General features: G+C 45.9%; 14 protein-coding genes. 12 read left to right on the top strand and 2 right to left on the bottom strand.

Features of this window, described 5'->3' with window-relative positions; translation table 11 throughout:
- Positions 1-26 precede the first annotated feature (26 nt).
- The gene (gene metF, locus QMF28_RS09610; protein ID WP_281742476.1) at positions 27-857 is read left to right on the top strand and encodes a methylenetetrahydrofolate reductase [NAD(P)H]; all 831 of its coding nucleotides are present in this window, start codon (positions 27-29) and stop codon (positions 855-857) included.
- Here metF and QMF28_RS09605 read toward each other — a convergent pair.
- Positions 846-1,463, bottom strand: coding sequence for a 5-formyltetrahydrofolate cyclo-ligase (locus tag QMF28_RS09605; RefSeq protein ID WP_281742475.1), 618 nt, complete (start codon positions 1,461-1,463; stop codon positions 846-848). The genes metF and QMF28_RS09605 overlap by 12 nt on opposite strands.
- A 93-nt stretch (positions 1,464-1,556) precedes the next feature.
- On the opposite strand from QMF28_RS09605, the gene QMF28_RS09600 reads away from it, so the two are divergent.
- Genes QMF28_RS09600 through QMF28_RS09590 form a run of 3 tightly spaced genes read left to right on the top strand, consistent with a single transcriptional unit; the run spans position 1,557 to position 5,590 of the window.
- Entirely contained in the window at positions 1,557-3,515 is a 1,959-nt protein-coding gene (locus QMF28_RS09600; protein ID WP_281742474.1) for a lytic transglycosylase domain-containing protein, read from the top strand.
- Positions 3,516-3,551: 36 nt separating this feature from the next.
- A complete protein-coding gene (locus QMF28_RS09595) occupies positions 3,552-4,460 on the top strand; it encodes a complex I NDUFA9 subunit family protein (RefSeq protein ID WP_281742473.1) in 909 nt (302 codons plus the stop codon).
- Positions 4,460-5,590 (top strand): tRNA nucleotidyltransferase/poly(A) polymerase-related protein, encoded by a 1,131-nt coding sequence (locus QMF28_RS09590; RefSeq protein ID WP_281742472.1) that lies wholly within the window; start codon positions 4,460-4,462, stop codon positions 5,588-5,590. Before QMF28_RS09595 ends, QMF28_RS09590 begins: the two co-directional genes overlap by 1 nt.
- Positions 5,591-5,599: 9 nt before the next feature.
- On the opposite strand, the gene QMF28_RS09585 is transcribed toward QMF28_RS09590, so the two are convergent.
- Positions 5,600-6,787 (bottom strand): class I SAM-dependent methyltransferase, encoded by a 1,188-nt coding sequence (locus tag QMF28_RS09585; protein ID WP_281742471.1) that lies wholly within the window; start codon positions 6,785-6,787, stop codon positions 5,600-5,602.
- Positions 6,788-6,812: 25 nt separating this feature from the next.
- On the opposite strand from QMF28_RS09585, the gene QMF28_RS09580 reads away from it, so the two are divergent.
- From QMF28_RS09580 to QMF28_RS09545, 8 genes are all read left to right on the top strand, one after another.
- Positions 6,813-7,622: an SDR family oxidoreductase gene (locus QMF28_RS09580; protein WP_281742470.1), complete on the top strand. Its 810-nt coding sequence runs from the start codon at positions 6,813-6,815 to the stop codon at positions 7,620-7,622.
- A gap of 23 nt (positions 7,623-7,645) precedes the next feature.
- Positions 7,646-8,041, top strand: a complete 396-nt coding sequence (locus tag QMF28_RS09575; RefSeq protein ID WP_068319792.1) for a dihydroneopterin aldolase — start codon at positions 7,646-7,648, stop codon at positions 8,039-8,041.
- Positions 8,042-8,071: 30 nt separating this feature from the next.
- Positions 8,072-8,980 carry a tRNA 2-thiocytidine(32) synthetase TtcA gene (gene ttcA / locus QMF28_RS09570; RefSeq protein ID WP_281742469.1) on the top strand — a complete coding sequence of 303 codons (909 nt, stop codon included), beginning with the start codon at positions 8,072-8,074 and terminating at the stop codon, positions 8,978-8,980.
- Positions 8,977-10,515, top strand: a complete 1,539-nt coding sequence (gene glmU, locus QMF28_RS09565) for a bifunctional UDP-N-acetylglucosamine diphosphorylase/glucosamine-1-phosphate N-acetyltransferase GlmU (RefSeq protein WP_281742468.1) — start codon at positions 8,977-8,979, stop codon at positions 10,513-10,515. The genes ttcA and glmU overlap by 4 nt, the downstream gene beginning before the upstream one ends.
- Entirely contained in the window at positions 10,515-12,347 is a 1,833-nt protein-coding gene (gene glmS, locus QMF28_RS09560; protein WP_281742467.1) for a glutamine--fructose-6-phosphate transaminase (isomerizing), read from the top strand. Before glmU ends, glmS begins: the two co-directional genes overlap by 1 nt.
- 131 nt (positions 12,348-12,478) lie before the next feature.
- Positions 12,479-14,017, top strand: coding sequence for an efflux transporter outer membrane subunit (locus tag QMF28_RS09555; protein ID WP_281742466.1), 1,539 nt, complete (start codon positions 12,479-12,481; stop codon positions 14,015-14,017).
- Between the two features lie 169 nt (positions 14,018-14,186).
- A complete protein-coding gene (locus QMF28_RS09550) occupies positions 14,187-15,326 on the top strand; it encodes an efflux RND transporter periplasmic adaptor subunit (protein ID WP_486644326.1) in 1,140 nt (379 codons plus the stop codon).
- Positions 15,327-15,333: 7 nt separating this feature from the next.
- A complete protein-coding gene (locus QMF28_RS09545; RefSeq protein ID WP_068319776.1) occupies positions 15,334-18,369 on the top strand; it encodes an efflux RND transporter permease subunit in 3,036 nt (1,011 codons plus the stop codon).
- The last annotated feature ends 1 nt before the right edge of the window (position 18,370 follow it).

Genomic DNA, 18,370 nt, shown 5'->3' with positions numbered 1-18,370 from the left:
GTTCAATAGATACCTAGGCCAAAATCATGGAATTAAGCGTCGAATTCTTTCCTCCTAAAACACCTGAAGGTGAGAGTAAGTTGCATCTTGTGCGCGAGCGCTTCAGTGAATCGCTTAAGCCTGCGTTTTATTCCGTGACCTTTGGTGCCGGTGGCTCTACACAGTCTGGCACATTAAAAGTGGTGAGTGATATTCATGCTGCTGGTGCAGCAGTTGCTCCTCATTTGTCTTGTGTTGGCAGCTCACGTGAAAGCGTGCGCGAGATGCTCAAGCAATATCAAGCCTTAGGCGTAAAGCGTATTGTGGCTTTGCGCGGTGACTTGCCATCTGGCATGGGCCAGTATGGCGAGTTTCATCATGCCAATGAATTAGTTGAATTTATTCGCGCAGAAACAGGCGATTGGTTTCATATTGATGTCGCTGCATATCCAGAAACACATCCACAGGCGAAGTCGCCTGCCAGTGATGTGGATTTCTTTGTGCAAAAAATGAAGGCTGGCGCGAACTCTGCGGTCACCCAGTATTTTTATAACAGTGACGCCTACTTCCGTTTTGTTGATGAGGCATATGACCAGGGTGTAACTCAGCCGATCATCGCGGGCATTATGCCGATCACCAATAGCAGCCAGTTATTGCGATTCTCAGATGCATGCGGCGCAGAAATTCCACGCTGGATTCGTTTGCGTCTTCAATCTTATGGTGATGACATTGCATCTATTCGCGCATTTGGCGAAGAGGTGGTGACTGACTTGTGTGACCAGTTATTGACCGCTGGCGCACCTGGAATCCACTTCTACTCGCTCAATCAGGCTGATGCAGTTTTGGCTATTGCAGATAACTTAGATTTAACGAAGTAATCCAGACTCCGTCAGGAGCATATCCAATGGCTCATCGTGCGTTTGAGCAGCCCATTGAGAATCATCTAATTTTTGCCAATCAAACCCAATCCCCATGCAAATGAGGTTTGGGTTATTTTTTCGTAGCTGCGCCAGAGTGCGATCGAAGTAACCACCCCCGTAACCCAGGCGCCAGTAATGTGTTTTGCCGTCAACTACAGAGCAAGACCAGCCAACACAGGGGATGAGGATGCAGTCAGGTATCAGTTGGGGTCGTGCAGGATTTTCTGGACTAGGCTCTGGTACGCCATGCATGCTTGGAATTAATTGATCTCCTTGGCGCCATTCATAAAAATCGAGATGTTTATCGGGGCGCGCAAATGGCAGTGAAAGAGTCCTATTGGGAGCTTTTTTAGCCCAAGCCACCAAGGTAGAGCGCAAATCGATCTCATCCTGAATAGGCCAATAAAGAGCGATAGATTGCCAGGAATCGCCTTGTTCTGATAGCAGTTCATTTAAGTGATCGATGAGGCGCGCTTGAATTTGAGCGTAATCATGCTCGGCAGCCAACATAGTCCGTTGCTTCAATAAATTTTGACGAAGAGTTTTTGCTGAATTACCGTGCATATCGACCATTATCAGGCGAAAATTAAAGGATATAGTAATCAAGTTGTTGCCTGGCTACAGTCAGGTAAATAGATATGGGGTTAGATAGCAAGAATGAAGTCCGCAATATTCAGTAGCAAGCACCTTTTGATGGCTAAGATTTTGATCTTGGGCCTAGCGCTTGGTATGTCTAGTAGCTTTGCAGAAAAAACCAAAAAGCCAAGCCTACCTAAGTCATATGAGAGCAAAGCTGCTCCCGCAGAAATTACCGATACTGATCGGATGTTTATTGATCTTCGTGAGGCTGCAAAAAAGAACGACGTATTTCGGACTCAGCAACTCGCTTCAAATTTAGCCAACTACCCATTTGATGATTACGTAACTTATTTCCGCATAAAGCCACAGTTGTTTGATAGCGCTGGAGGTGCGCGTAATGACTATGGTGCGGATGCTCAAGTCGTTGCATTCTTAAATCAATATCAAGGCACAGCCCTAGCAGATCGTATGCGCAATGATTGGCTTTTGGTTTTGGGTAAACGAAGAGATTGGGCGCGCTTTGATGCTGAGTACGCTAAGTTTGTATTGGATGACGATACGCAAGTAAAGTGCTACTCCTTGTTATCTAAGCTGTCTCAGGGCGAGAACCCAACTAAATTGGCAATTGATTCGCGTTCAGTCTTATTGGACCCGGGTTACTTTGGGCAGGCTTGCCAAGAGTTAGTGCCCTCGCTAGTTGCTGCTGGCGGCATGTCGCCTAGCGAAGCTAAGGCGATTGGTCGTGCTGCAAGTGAGAGAGGTTTTGACACTATGGCACGCCGTCTTGGGGGCGAAGATCCAATAGGAGATATTGTGAAATCTGCTAAGGCAGATCCAGCAAAAGCGTATCGTGACTTTTCTCAAAATGCATCGCGCTACAGCAAAGAGAACCAAGCGGTTGCATGGGGTGTGATCGGGCAGTTTTTAGCTAAGAAGTTAGATCCCAATGCGGATGATGCTTATCGTTTGCAGCAGGAGCTTGGTTATAACGAGCTACTTTCTGTTGAATCGCAAGAGTGGAAAGTACGAGCTGGTTTGCGCGCCAAAGACTGGCCCCTAGTAAAGAACGCGATTGATGGCATGAATCCAGCAGTCCGCGCTAAAGATCCCGCATGGACCTATTGGTATGGACGCGCATTAAAAGCGGAAGGCCAGGATGCTAAGGCCAAAGACAGTTTTGAGTTGATTGCTGATCAATACAACTTTTATGGTCAACTGGCGCGTGAAGAGCTAGGCAAGTCAAATCATGCGCCTGCCAAGACTAAGGTGACTGAGCAAGAGATTGATGCAATAGCAAGTCGTAAAGGATTTATTCGTGGTGAGCGCTTATATGCCATGAACTTGCGCTTTGAGGGTAATCGCGAGTGGAATTGGGAATTGCGCAACATGACTGATAAGCAGTTATTGGCTGCAGCTGAGTATGCGAAGCGTATTCATCTATACGACCGTGTTGTGAATACCGCTGATCGTACAAAGCAAGAGCATGACTTTAGTTTGCGTTACCCAACACCATTTAAAGAGGAGCTATCTCCGATTGCGCGTCAAATCGATTTGAATCTTGCTTGGGCATATGGTTTGATTCGTCAGGAGTCTCGCTTCATTATGAATGCTTCATCCTCTGTCGGTGCATCCGGCTTGATGCAGGTGATGCCTAATACTGCTAAGTACGTAGCCAAAAAAATTGGCATGACAAATTACACTAATGACAAGCTGAGCGACACTAATACCAACCTGACATTGGGTAGTAATTATTTAAATATGGTTCTCGTGGATCTAGATGGCTCTTGGGTTTTGGCTTCGGCGGCCTATAACGCAGGACCCTCTCGCTCAAAAGCTTGGCGTGAAAAATTATCAGGCCCAACCGAAGGCGCAATTTTTGCAGAAACTATTCCATTCACGGAAACACGTGTGTATGTAAAGAACGTACTCTCTAATGCAAATTACTATTCGTCTGTAATGAATGGCCAAACACAATCTTTAAAGCAAAGATTGGGTGTAATTGCGCCGAAGGCTGCAACTCAATCTGAACTTCCTTAAACAATTAATTGCCTCTCCAGGCAAAGAGAGCCTCATATGAAATACGACATCCTTCTGATTGGCGGCAATGGATTTGTAGGGCGAGTGATTGCGGCGCAACTCCAGCTTGCAGGCTATTCTGTATTGATTCCAACAGGCCACTTGGCTGCCGCACGTGAATTACGAATGCTGCCTAAGGTCCACGTTGAAGATGCTGATATTCATGATTTTGATGAACTGCAAAGTCTTTGTGGGCGTATTGATAAAAATGGAGCAGTGATCAATTTGGTTGGTGTTTTGCATGACAAGCCAGCTCAGCCTTATGGAAAAGTATTTAAAGCGGCTCATGTAGATTTGCCAAAAAATATTATTACGGCGATGCAGTTGCATGGCTTAAAGCGGTATTTGCACATGAGTGCACTAGGCGCAGATTCTAATGGCCCTTCCATGTATCAGCGCAGCAAGGGCGATGGTGAGGCTGCAGTCAAGGCAAGCAATTTAGATTGGACCATCTTTAGACCATCGGTCATCTTTGGTGCGCAAGATCAATTTATTAATTTGTTTTCTAAATTGACTAAGTTATTCCCTGCTATGCCTTTAGCCAACCATCAGGCTCAGTTTCAGCCGGTGAGTGTGGATGATGTTGCATCTGCTTTTGTGAAATCCTTATCAATGCCGCAAACAATTCATCAATCTTATGATTTGGTGGGCCCAACGGTTTATACGATGAAAGAAATCGTTGAGTTTGCCGCTCGAAGAGCAAAAACAAGTTGTGCCATTATTCCGGTACCCGCTTTTGTGGGTTATTTGCAGGCGCTCGCATTTGAGTTCATGCCCGGACCCACTTTAATGTCTCGTGACAATATTGCCTCGATGCAATTACCTAATACTTTGCCCGCAAACGGTGTCGATGCACTGACAGATGTATTCAAAATGAGTCGTCGTAGCCTAGAGGGCATGCAGTAATGAAAGTCTATGCAGTGGGCGGCGCTATCAGGGACACCCTGATGGGTTTGCCTGTGCACGATATTGATTATGTTGTGGTCGGCTCCAGCGTAGAAGAAATGATTGCGAAGGGCTACCGCCCTGTAGGAAAAGATTTCCCGGTTTTCTTGCATCCAGAGACCCAGGCCGAATACGCGCTTGCGCGCACTGAGCGTAAGACGGGCCAAGGCTATAAAGGCTTTCATTTTTATGCCGATCCTTCCGTTACCTTGGAGCAAGATTTAGAGCGTCGTGATTTAACAATTAATGCAATGGCGCAAGAAGTAGGCGCAGACGGAAAACAGTTTGGACCAATTATTGATCCTTATAACGGTCAAGAAGATTTGGCTGCCAAAATATTCCGGCATGTATCCGATGCATTTGCAGAAGATCCACTACGTCTATTGCGTATCGCTCGATTCTCTGCGCGTTTCCCAGAATTTAGCGTAGCAGAAAAAACACTCATAGCGTTAAAGGCAATTGTTCAGTCGGGCGAGTTAAATGCTTTGTCGGCCGAGCGTATTTGGCAGGAGCTAGCTAGAGGCTTGATTGCTGCAAAGCCCATGCATTTGTTCCAGGTCTTATTGACTACCGGTGCTGCTAGTGCGCTATTGCCGCCGACATTGGTCACCAAGTTATCTGAAGAGTCTTTTCGGGAGGCGTTAATTACGCACTTCTCATGTGCCAGTAATGGCTTGGATGAGCGTTGCGCAATTACCTTGATGGATTTGCCTGCTGGTGAAATTCGTTCTTGGGCTGATTGTGTTCGCATGCCAATCGAAGTGCGTGATTTCTGCGAAATCTTTAGTGACCTGAGAGTTTTAGTAAATAAACACCTCCATCATTCTTATCAAGCTACAGATATTTTGGCTTGGTTTAATCGTGCAGACCTTTGGCGCAAGCCCGAACGCGCTCAAGTGATTTTGAATCTTGCTGATAAGTTGGGGATGAATGTCTTATCTTTAGTAAATGCAATGAAAAACACCCAAGCAATCAATACCACAGAAATTATTGCAAGTATTGCAGCAGAGGATCGCTCTAATGGCGAGCGCATTGGTAGCGCCTTTGAGTCCGCAAGATTGGCTGCAATTACTGCAGCGCTAAATTCTTAAAACAAGTTACTAGAGTCTATTTCTGCCACGTAGACCAGGCAGATCTTCAAGGACATGACCTGGTAGCAAACTTTCTAAGTTCTTGGAAAATGCAAAGGCCTTAAACAGTTCACCCATTTCCGCCTCGGACAATAGTTTTTGTAGAGAGTTGGAGATTGGAAGAAATGTTTCTGGGTCACTGGGATCGCCAATCTCAAGTGCGATATCGCCAATGCCTGCATCTAGTAGGTATGCAGCCTGATTAGTGAGATACACATCATCTACATTTTCTGTCAATGCACTACGTGCAATCTGTGACCAATCAACATGCGTTGTTAGGTCACAAAGACCTGGGAGATAAAAGGGGTCTTGAATCGCATGATGACGATGATGAGCCATCAGCGTACCCTCAAGTCTTTGGGGGTGATAGTACTCGCTCTCCGGAAAGCCATAATCGAATGTCAGAAACAAGCCAACTTCTAAATGCTTTGCGACTTGCTGCATCCAAGCATTTGCCGGTGTGTGTAGTTCGGTGACATAGCCCTCAGAGAAGTTGCTGCTTAATAAACTCTCGGGCAGCAACTTTTGTTCAACGGGTGAACCCGCTTTCCAAGTGAGAGCCTCATTCTCGAAGGCAACCCCATGCCAATACCAAAAGCCATCTTTAAAAATGATGGCATCACACGGAATGGCGTCGATAACTTCATTGGCAAGAATGATGCCTTTGAAATTTTTAGGTAACTCGCTAAGCCAATTGCATTGCGTTTTCAGATTAAGTTCTTTAACCGTTGCATTAATGCTTTCCTGTTGACGCTGCGCTAAATCTGGAGAAATTTCAATAATGTCGTAGCGGTCTAATTGAAATCCAAGGTCATTTAGGCGTGTGAGTATGGATGTGGCTAATTTTCCTGTACCCGCACCAAACTCTAAAATTTGTGTGGGCAAGCCTTTGTCTTTGAGGCCCTCAAGTATCGGTAGGAGGGTTGAGCAAATAGCTGCGCCAAATAAGGGGCTCAACTCAGGGGCGGTGGTGAAATCCCCACCCGCACCCAGTTTGTGAGCCCCGGCGCTGTAATAGCCCATACCAGGCTCATATAAGGCCATTTCCATGTAGCGAGAAAAGGGCAGCCATCCGCCCTGAGAGGCGATTTGAGAGGCTATTTTGGCCTTTAGAAGCGCACTATGCTCCATTTCAAGGCTGGTCAAGGTAATATCCATAGCTCGCTAGTCTAAGAGAATTTAATTGAACCCTAGTTCAACATCCCCATCCCAGCAACCAAAGGCAGTTTTAGTGACTGGCGCCGCAAAGCGTCTCGGTCGAGAAATTGCCTTGCAGTTTGCCCGTCAGGGCTGGGATGTTGCTGTTCATTATGGGCGATCAGGTCAAGAGGCCGCCCAAACCGTTGAAGAAATTCAGGGATTTGGAGTTAAAGCTCAGGCTTTTCAGGCAGATTTAGCCGATGAAGTCTCGACGAATAATCTTTTTAAAGCCGTAAGTACTGCTTTTCCGCATCTGAGCTGCTTAGTCAATAGTGCCTCTATTTTTGAATATGATCGCGCCAGTTCAGATACCCCTTTAAGCGGAAAAAGATTGCAAGAGCATATGCAGGTCAATTTGATGGCGCCAATTTTGTTATCTCAACTGATGTTTGAATGTCAAAAAAGCAAGTCAAACAGATCAGAGGTTGTTCCATCGGTAATTCAATTGCTAGATCAAAAACTCATTAATCTCAATCCAGATTATTTGTCTTATACGCTGTCAAAAGCAGCATTACTTTCTTCGGTTGAATTATTGGCAATGGATTTTGCGCCGCATCTACGAGTAGTGGGGTTGGCGCCTGGAATCTCGCTCCCATCTGGCGATCAAACGAATGACGGTTTTTCTAAGGCGCATCAAATGACACCACTAGGAAAATCTTCAACACCTGCAGATATTGCAAAAGCAGCAGTATTTTTAGCGGAGTCTAGCGCTATTACTGGGACCACTTTATATGTAGATGGTGGACAGCATTTATTACCCTCCACTCGTGACGTGATGTTCAAAACCAATTAAGTATTTTTATAAAGCAAATATTAATGCACGCTATTCTTTCTCATCCTGCTCTTGTTGACTGCCGTCGCTTATTTTTGCGTGACTATGAAATCTATATCAACATCGGTGTTCATGACTTTGAGAAAAAAGCTGAGCAACGCGTTATCTTGAATGTAGACCTCTATATTCCTTTGGCGATGAATACGCCAACTCAGGACCAATTAGATGAGGTGGTGGACTACGACTTTATGCGTGAAACCATTAAGGCTAGGGCCTCTCAGGGCCATATCCATTTGCAGGAAACCTTCTGTGATGACATCGTGACCGCCATGCTGCTGCATCCTAAAGTGTTAGCTGCGCGCGTTAGTACAGCTAAGCCTGATGTGTATCCAGATTGCCACTCAGTGGGTGTTGAAGTATTTCGTATTAAGACGTCTTAGAGCAACAGTGCAGAAAAGAACGTAATAGTTATGGGCGATATTCGTAAAGTTGTCTTCGAAGAAAACAAGTTAGAGAAAAAACTCTGTCGCTTGGTTGGCCAAGCCATTGGTGACTTTGTCATGATTGAAGATGGCGATAAAGTGATGGTGTGCGTATCTGGCGGTAAAGATAGTTACGCCATGCTCGATATTTTGATGAAGTTGCGTGAGCGTGCACCAATCAATTTTGAAATCGTCGCGGTGAATTTGGATCAAAAGCAACCCAACTTCCCTGCGGAAATATTACCCAATTACCTAAAGGGTTTGGGCGTTCAATATCACATTGAAGAGCAAGATACTTACAGCATTGTGAAGCGTGTGATCCCTGAAGGTAAAACCACTTGTGGACTGTGCTCACGTTTGCGCCGTGGAATTTTGTATCGCGTCGCAGATGAATTAGGTGCAACAAAGATTGCATTGGGACATCATCGTGATGACATCTTAGAAACCTTGATGCTCAATATGTTTTATGCGGGCAAACTCAAGGGCATGCCACCAAAGTTGCGATCCGATGATGGCAAACATATCGTCATTCGTCCTTTGGCCTACGTTCCCGAAAAGTTGCTAGAGCGTTATGCGACAGATATGAACTTCCCTATCATTCCATGCGATCTCTGTGGCAGTCAGCCCAATCTTCAGCGCCAAGTGATGAAAGAAATGCTGCGCGACTGGGAGAAAAAGCATCCAGGTCGAGTGGAAAACTTATTCCGCTCTATGCACCATATCGTCCCGTCTCATTTAATGGATGGGGAGGCTTTTGATTTCAAAAACCTAGAGATTTCCACCGAGCTCTCTGGGATTGCCGCTAGATCTGCTGGCGACAAGGCAATTGATGAGGCGGAATTAGACGAATTAGCCTGTGGAACCATGATTCAGGGGACTTATAATCCCCCTTTATGAATATCGTCATTTTGGCTGCTGGGCAAGGAAAGCGGATGAAATCCGCTCTGCCCAAGGTCCTGCAAAATCTAGCAGGCAAACCCCTCCTTCAGCACGTCCTCAGTACCGCACTTTCGCTGCAGGATAAGAAGGCAAAAACAGGCCCCGTTGTCGTTGTTGGGCATGGAGCGGCAGACGTTAAATCATTTCTATTAAATGCCAGCAAAGAAAATCCAAGCTTTGGCAAAGTGGTGACTGCACTTCAGGCCGAGCAAAAGGGTACCGGTCACGCTTTATTGCAGGCGTTACCAAAATTAGATTTTCAAGAGCCCACACTAGTTTTGTACGGTGACGTTCCACTGACAACAAAAAAGACTCTCGCTAAATTAGCAAAGTTAGCGGATGGTGTGCGAGGTCAAGATAGTGCGCTTGCACTCCTTACCCAAAACTTAAGCAATCCCACTGGTTATGGCCGTATCGTGCGCGATGCCGATGGCTCAGTAAAAGAGATTGTTGAAGAGAAAGACGCAACTCCAGCGCAAAAACAGATTCAAGAAATCAATACCGGCATCATGGTGCTGCCAACAAACTCATTAAAAAAATGGTTAAAGGCTTTGCGTGCAAGTAATGCACAGGGCGAGTATTACTTAACCGATGTGATCGCCATGGCAGTCAAAGATGGCGCACCAATTCGGACAACACAGGCCGATGATGAGTTTGAGACTGTTGGCGTCAATAGTCGCGATCAACTGGCTGCACTTGAGCGCGTTCATCAACTTAATATCGCTAATCAATTAATGGATGCGGGCGTATCTCTTGCTGATCCGGCACGCATTGATGTACGCGGTACTTTAGAGTGCGGTACGGATGTATCAATTGACGTTGGATGTGTATTTGAAGGCTGCGTTACTTTAGATGCCGGTACAAAGATTGGCCCTTACTGTGTGATTCGCAATAGCGTAATTGGTAAGGGTGTAGTGATTCATGCATATAGCCATGTAGATGGTGCCAAAGTAGGCAATCAATCTCTTATTGGCCCATATGCTCGCTTACGCCCAGGTGCAGATTTATCAAACGACGTTCATATTGGTAACTTCGTTGAAGTCAAGAACAGCAAAATTGCGGCCAATAGCAAGGCTAACCATTTAGCTTATGTTGGTGACTCTATTGTTGGGTCTAGAGTCAACATTGGTGCCGGTACGATTACCTGTAACTACGACGGGGTTAACAAGCATCAAACCATCATTGAAGATGATGTTTTTATCGGCTCAGATACGCAACTCGTTGCGCCAGTGCGCGTAGGTCGCGGCGCCACATTGGGTGCTGGTACAACGCTCACCAAAGATGCGCCAGCAAATCAGTTGACTGTATCGAGAGCAAAGCAAATTTCATTGCAGTGGCAGCGCCCTGTAAAGCAAGAAAAAAAGAGTATTGTTAAAAAGCCAGCCGCCAAAAAAGTAGCAGCTAAAAAGGTAGCAATAAAAAAAGCATCAAAGAAGACCGCGAAGAAAGTGGTTAAAAAAGTAGTTAAGAAAACTGCAAAAGGTAAAAAATAATGTGCGGTATTGTTGGCGCAGCCTCCCATAAAAATATTGTTGATGTTTTGGTCGAGGGCTTACGCCGCTTAGAGTACCGCGGTTACGACTCTTGTGGTTTTGCGGTCATCAACGGCAATGATGCTAAACATCCAATTGAACGGGCGCGCACTACGGCACGCGTTTCTGAGTTAGCTGAGCAAGGCAAAGATTTTGTTGGTACGCTTGGCATTGCTCACACTCGCTGGGCAACTCACGGCAAGCCAGACACACAAAATGCTCACCCACATATTTCCAATGGATTAATCGCGGTTGTTCATAACGGCATTATTGAGAACTACGAATCACTTCGTGCAGAACTAAAAGCTGCTGGGTATTTGTTTACTTCCGAAACTGATACGGAAGTGATCGCTCATTTAGTTCATCAGCAATTTGTTGCTAGTGGACAAAAAGATATTGCACGGTCAGTTAGAGCGGTGCTCCCAAAATTGCATGGCGCCTATGCTATCGGCGTAATTGCCCAAGACAACCCAAACACCCTGGTGGGCGCGCGCGTCGGATCACCTCTAGTGGTAGCAATCGGGGACCATGAGCACTTTTTAGCATCTGATGCCCTGGCTTTGGCCGGCCGCGCTCATTCCATGCTGTATTTGGATGAGGGTGATGTTGCAGTTCTTAAGGCGGATGGTGTTGAGGTGATTGATCAGGCGGGCAAGCCTGCCCATAGAGAGTTGAAGCCTATGCCTGCGCAAGCTGACTCGGTTGATTTGGGGCCGTATCAGCACTACATGCAAAAAGAAATTTTTGAGCAACCTCGCGCAATCGGCGATACGCTGGCCAATATTGCTGAATTTGGTCCCGGTTTATTTAATGCAAGTCCTGAAGACTGGAAAGCCTTCGATCAAATTTTGATTTTGGCTTGTGGCACCAGCTACTACTCTGCTTGTGTTGCTAAATATTGGTTAGAAGACATCGCCGGTATTCCGACACAAGTTGAAATTGCAAGTGAGTACCGCTATCGGACTACCGTTCCTAATCCAAAAACGTTGATTGTGGTTGTTTCACAATCTGGCGAGACGGCTGATACCTTGGCTGCTTTACGTCATGCCAAGAGTTTGGGGCATAAATACACTTTAGCAATTTGTAATGTGGCTAGTAGTGCCATGGTTCGTGAAACTGATTGGCATTTCTTGACCAAAGCTGGAGCTGAAATTGGTGTTGCTTCAACGAAAGCATTTACTACACAACTCTTGGCTTTGTATCTCTTGGCAGTTTCATTGGCGAAACGTGCCGGCAGAATCTCTGCTGAAAAAGAAAAAGAATTACTTCGCGAATTACGTCATTTACCTAAAGCCCTGCATGCAGTGTTGGCGCTTGAGCCGCAAATAATTGCCTGGAGTGATGCTTTTGCTAAATGTGAAAATGCGCTCTTCTTAGGTCGTGGCTTGCATTACCCAATCGCACTAGAGGGTGCCTTAAAGCTGAAAGAAATTTCTTATATTCATGCAGAGGCATATCCTGCTGGGGAGTTAAAGCATGGACCACTTGCATTGGTGACCGATAAGATGCCGGTAGTGACAGTTGCCCCAAAAGATGAGTTGCTAGAAAAACTCAAATCCAACATGCAAGAAGTAAAAGCACGTGGCGGCAAGCTCTATGTATTTGCTGATCATGACACCGAGATTGTGAATAGTGATGGCATTAACGTCATCCGCTTGCCGGAGCACTATGGCAATCTTTCGCCTATCCTGCACGTAGTTCCGCTGCAGTTATTGGCGTATCACACGGCCTGCGTACGCGGTACTGATGTAGACAAGCCCAGAAATTTGGCTAAGAGTGTCACGGTTGAATAATTTTTTCCGCTTGTTTGACATTCACCTAAAGTTGTGAACAAAATTCAGTAGATAAATCAGGGCTTTACGGGGCTCTGATTGCATTTTTGTGTTCAAATAACCCTTGTAAAAGAGGATATTTGTTGCAACTCATGTTTCCGTTGATAAACCCAAGCTCACGTTTGAAGTTAATCCCACTAATTTGTGTGGCGGTTCTCTCTGCGTGCGCGGTTGGACCAGACTTTAAGCAACCTGAGGCACCGAAGACCTCTTCATATACTGAAACCCCTCTTACCAAAAAACTCACAACTGCTCCTGGTGTGCCTGGGGGTAGTGATCAAGAGTTTGTTGAAGGTGCTGATATTGAAGCGCAATGGTGGGAGCTTTATAAATCTCCCGAGCTTGATGCACTTATTAAAAAAGCGCTTGAGCAAAATCCAAATTTAGGCGCAGCTGATGCAGCACTCCGCGCAGCCCAAGAAAACGTCAATGCACAAATTGGTGGGCAGTACTTTCCAGCAATTGGCGTTGGCGCAAATGCCTTAAGACAGAAGCAGCCATCAGCTGTTTACGGTTTGAACTATGGCACCGATACTTACAATCTGTACAACACCTCAGTAAATGTTACGTATAAGTTAGATGTATTTGGAGGGGCGCGTAGGGCGGTAGAAGGTGCGCGTGCGCAAGCAGAAGTGGCGCAGTTTCAGTTAGAAGGCGCCTATCTTTCTTTAACCGCCAATGTGGTAACAAGTGCCGTGAGAGAGGCGGCTCTTCGTGCACAGATGCAGGCCACAGAAGAAATTTTGAAAGCTCAAACCAATCTTGCTGAAGTAACCGAGAAGCAATTAGTGATTGGTACAGTTTCTAAAGTTGACGTTACATCGCAGCGCACACTAGTCTCCAGCTCTCAAGTAGATCTGTTCAACTACGAAAGAAATCTAGCATTTGCGCGTAACCAGTTGGCGGTATTAGTGGGTGAGATTCCAAGTAATGCCAATATCGCTAAGTTTGATTTGGCAAATTTAAAATTACCAGAGAAGTTGCCACTCTCAGTGCCCTCTAGTCTAGTGCGCCAGCGCCCTGATGTGCGTGCTGCAGAAGCTCAATTGAAAGCACAGAACGCTTTTGTCGGTGTCGCAACGGCCAACCTATTGCCGCAATTTAATATCACCGGATCGATTGGCGCTGCGGCACTGACATCAAGCAGTTTATTTGGGCCTAACTCATCTTTATGGACTCTGGGTGGCGGTATCTTGCAGCCGCTTTTCCAAGGTGGTCAGCTATTGGCGCAACGTCGTGGCGCAATTGCTAACTACGAGCAAGCAGCTTTTCAATATCAGGCAACTGTCTTAAATGCATTTCAAGAAGTGGCTAATGCGTTACGTGCTCTAGAGACTGGTGCTCAGGCACTTAAAGCAGCATCAGACGCAGAGCGTTATGCCTATGAAACTTTGGATTTAGTACAGCAGCAATACAAGTTAGGCACAGCAAGTTATTTAGCAGTGCTTTATTACCAAAATCAATATCAACAAGCAAAGGTGAAATCCGTTTCTGCACAAGCAACTCGTTTCTCAGATACAGCAGCATTATTTGCAGCGCTGGGTGGTGGCTGGTGGAATCGTGAAGGCCCCGCTTTTAAACCAAAAGACATAGCGAACAAAGATCAAAATGAAACTTCTGGAACAAATTAAGAACAAGCTCATTGCTTTAGTTCTTGCCTTATGGGCATGGACAAAACGCAAAGCAATTGAGTGGAAATTGCGCGAGAGAGCCATTGCCCTTTGGGAAAAGGCAAAAGCTTTTTGGGCTCGCATGGGGCAAAAATGGCGCGGCACTAAAGCACATGAAAAATTAATGGCTATGGAGCCACTACCTCGCCGTATGACCATCATGCTTTGTGGCGTGTTTCTGTTGCTAGGTTTAATTTTTGCTTTTAATCAGTTAAAGACTTTTTTAATTAAGAATTTCATTGCTGGTATGGGCTTGCCTCCTGCAACGGTTTCCACCATGGTGATTGAGTCTTCTGAGTGGCAGCCCAAGTTAACGAGCGTTGGTAATGTGCGTGCATTTAGGGGTGTTGAGCTCAGTACAGAATTGGGCGGCCTCGTGCAAACGGTGCCCATTAAGTCTGGGCAGGACGTTAAAGAAGGTGATTTACTGATTAAGTTAAATGATACTTCTGATGTCGCACAGTTAAATTCATTAAAGGCCATGGCAGATTTAGCTAAGGTGATTAATGAGCGCGATAGGCAGCAGTTGGCAATTCAGGCAATTAGTAAAAACGTATTTGATACGAGTGCTGCAGATGCTAAATCGAAGCAGGCTCAGGTTGAGCAGCAGACGGCATTAGTAGCCAAGAAAAATCTTAAGGCGCCATTTAGTGGGCGCATCGGAATTGTGGCTATCAATCCAGGTCAATATGTGAACCCTGGAGATAAGTTGCTAACACTACAAACTTTGGATCCAATTTTTGTAGATTTCAATTTGCCACAAAATAATGCTGAGCAAATTCAGGTTGGCCAAGAGGTGGTGGTGACGACCGATGCATTTAAAGATGCGAGCTTCACAGGCAAGATCACGGCCGTTAGTCCAAAGGTAGACACTAATACCCGCAATATTCAGGTTGAGGCTCAACTGGCCAACCCAGATAAGAAAATTCTGCCGGGCATGTTTGCTAACGTCAATATCAAGCTTGGCGATCAGGTGAAGTATTTAACTCTCCCGCAAACAGCAGTTACTTACAACCCTTATGGTTCAACTGTCTTTATTGCCAAACCAACTGGTAAGAAGGATAAGAAAGGCAATCCTACTCTTGAGGCACAACAAGTATTTGTCACAACTGGATTAACACGTGGCGATCAAGTGGCTATTCTCAAAGGTGTTGATGAGGGAGCAACCGTTGTTACTAGTGGTCAGCTGAAGTTAAAGAATGGCACGCCACTAATTATTAACAACAAGGTGCTGCCGGCAAACTCACCTGATCCGAAGCCCCAGGAATAAATAGCAGATGAATTGGACTGACATATTCATCCGTAGGCCAGTGCTCTCCATGGTGGTGAGCGCGCTGGTATTGATATTTGGACTGAAATCAATAGGCTCTTTGCCAGTAAATCAGTATCCCCAAACGCAGAATGCGATTGTGACTATCACAACAGCATACTTCGGCGCGGATCCAGAGACCATCGCAGGCTTTATTACTCAGCCACTAGAGGCCTCTATTGCTCAAGCTCAGGGTATTGATTACCTCTCTTCAACTAGCGTAAGTGGCGTTTCTACCATTATTGCTACCTTGAAATTGAATTACGACTCAAACGCAGCATTAACGCAGATACAAACTCAAATTAGTGCGGTTAAGAATCAGTTGCCACCCCAAGCACAGCAGCCGATCTTGACGGTGCAGGTTGGTCAATCTACTGCTGCAATGTACATGGGTTTCTATAGCGATGAAATTCCCAATAACGCAATCACCGATTACTTGTTGCGTGTTGTAAAGCCAAAGTTGGACTCTGTTGAGGGTGTTCAAAACGCAGAGATTACTGGTGGTCGTAAGTTCGCCTTACGCGCTTGGCTTGATCGAGAAAAGATGGCCGGCCTGGGTGTTGGTGCGGATGATGTCTACAACGCCTTGTTTGCAAATAACTATCTTTCGGCCGTTGGTAGCACCAAGGGCGATATGGTTGCGGTCGATTTAGTGGCTGGCACCGATCTGCACACCCTTGATGAGTTTCGTAGATTAGTTATCAAAAGAGATGGTGTAAATATTGTCTATTTAGAGCAGGTGGCAAACGTCACGCTGGGTTCTGAGGACTACAACACTAATGTGGCCTTTAGCGGCAAGCGCTCGGTCTTCATAGCGATTAAGGTGGCTCCACAAGCAAACCTGTTGGATGTAGCACAACGTGTTCGAGATGTAGTTCCTGATATTCAGAAGCAATTGCCAATTGGTATGACCGGCAAGATCGTTTACGACTCAACTAAATTTATTACTAGCTCTATTGACGAAGTTATTTCAACTTTGCTGGAAGCTTTGGTCATTGTGACCGTAGTGATTTACCTCTTCTTGGGTAGTGCACGTGCTGTTGCAGTGCCAGTCATTGCAATGCCTTTATCTCTTATTGGCACATTCTTCTTAATGCAGGTTTTGGGTTATTCCATTAACTTGCTCACCCTGTTGGCCTTGGTGCTGGCAATTGGTTTGGTGGTCGACGACGCCATTATTGTGGTGGAAAACGTTGACCGTCATATGAAAGAGGGCAAGTCGCCCTTAGAGGCTTCTTTAATTGCTGCGCGCGAATTAGGCGGCCCTATTTTGGCTATGACAGTCGTGTTGATTGCGGTGTATATCCCAATTGGCTTCCAGGGCGGTTTAACCGGCGCCTTATTTACAGAATTTGCCTTTACTTTGGCTAGTGCAGTGGCAGTTTCTGGGTTGATTGCGTTAACGCTATCGCCGATGATGTGTTCGCGCATCTTCACTGAAGAACAGGAAGCTTCATCATTTGTGCAAAAGATTGATCGCATCTTTGATAAGGTGCATCACAGCTATCAAAGCACTTTGCGTGAATTATTAAGCACCTGGCAAGTCATCATTGTGATGGGCGTCATTTTGCTGGGTGGTGTTGCCTATCTTTACGCAACTGCACGTGCTGAATTGGCGCCAACAGAAGATCAAGGCATTGTTTTGATGCAGGCGTCAGGGCCGCCTAATAGTACGGTTAACCAAATGCAGACTTATGCGGATCAAATTTACGCAATCGCTGCAGCAGAACCAGAATATGAGCAGGCCTTTCAGATCACAAGCCCAACTTCTAGCTTTGGTGGTATTTTGCTCAAGGACTGGGGTGAGCGTAAGCGCAATGCCACTAAGTTTCAAGAAGATATGCAACAGAAGTGGAATACGATTGCAGGCGCACGTGTAGCCGCTTTCCAGTTTCCAGCATTGCCTGGTGCGCAGGGCTTGCCAGTTCAGGTGGTGATCAACACCACAGAATCGTATGCGCAGCTCAATGAAGTATCCCAAGCAGTATTGGATAAGGCACGCCGTAGCGGTAACTTCTTCTTCGTCGATTCTGATTTGAAGATTGATAAACCGCAGGATGTTTTGGAAATCGATCGTGAAAAAGTAGCGGCTTTGGGGATGACTCAACAGCAAGTCGGCGCGTCACTCTCTGCTGCTTTAGGTGGCGGCTTTGTGAATTATTTCTCGGTATCCGGACGCTCTTATCGTGTAATTCCACAAGTGAAACAAGTTGATCGCTTAAATCCAGATCAAATCTTAGATTACTACATCCGCACCCCAAGCGGTGCTATGGTCCAGGCGCGCACTATTGCAACAATTAAAAAAAGAGTAGTGCCTCAATCAATTAACCACTTTCAGCAGTTGAACTCCGCGACGATCTCGGGCGTAAGCACACCGTTTATCTCACAGGCAGATTTGCTGGAGTTCATGCGCCAGACTTTGAAAGAAGTTGCGCCTAATGGATACAGCATGGACTATGCTGGCCCGTCACGTCAATTTATGGCTGAGTCCGGTGGCTTCCTAGTCACTATGTTCTTTGCGATCTTGATCGTGTTCTTGGTACTTGCGGCTCAGTTTGAAAGCTTCCGTGATCCGATTGTGATTTTGGTTTCTGTGCCATTGGCTTTATTTGGCGCCTTGATCTTTATTAATCTAGGATTCACCACCTTAAACGTCTATACCCAGGTGGGGTTAGTCACACTGATGGGCTTGATTAGTAAGCACGGAATTTTGATTGTGGAATTTGCTAATGAATTACAAGAAGCTGGACGCAGTAAGCTTGATGCCATCGTAGAGGCCAGCAGCGTTCGTTTGCGCCCTATTTTGATGACGACTGCCGCGATGGTCTTGGGCGTGTTGCCATTGGTGATCGCCTCAGGTGCTGGCGCTGCGGGTCGACAGTCTATGGGTATTGTGATCTTTACCGGCTTATCGATTGGCACATTGTTCACACTCTTTGTGGTGCCCGCAATGTACTTATTTATCGGTGCCGATCACCACGCTAAGAAATTTAAACAGCAGTAAA

Source organism: Polynucleobacter yangtzensis (assembly GCF_027924165.1).
GTDB lineage: Bacteria > Pseudomonadota > Gammaproteobacteria > Burkholderiales > Burkholderiaceae > Polynucleobacter > Polynucleobacter yangtzensis.
Note: the sequence above shows the minus strand (reverse complement) of the source record. Positions and strands in the feature narration are given on the sequence as shown.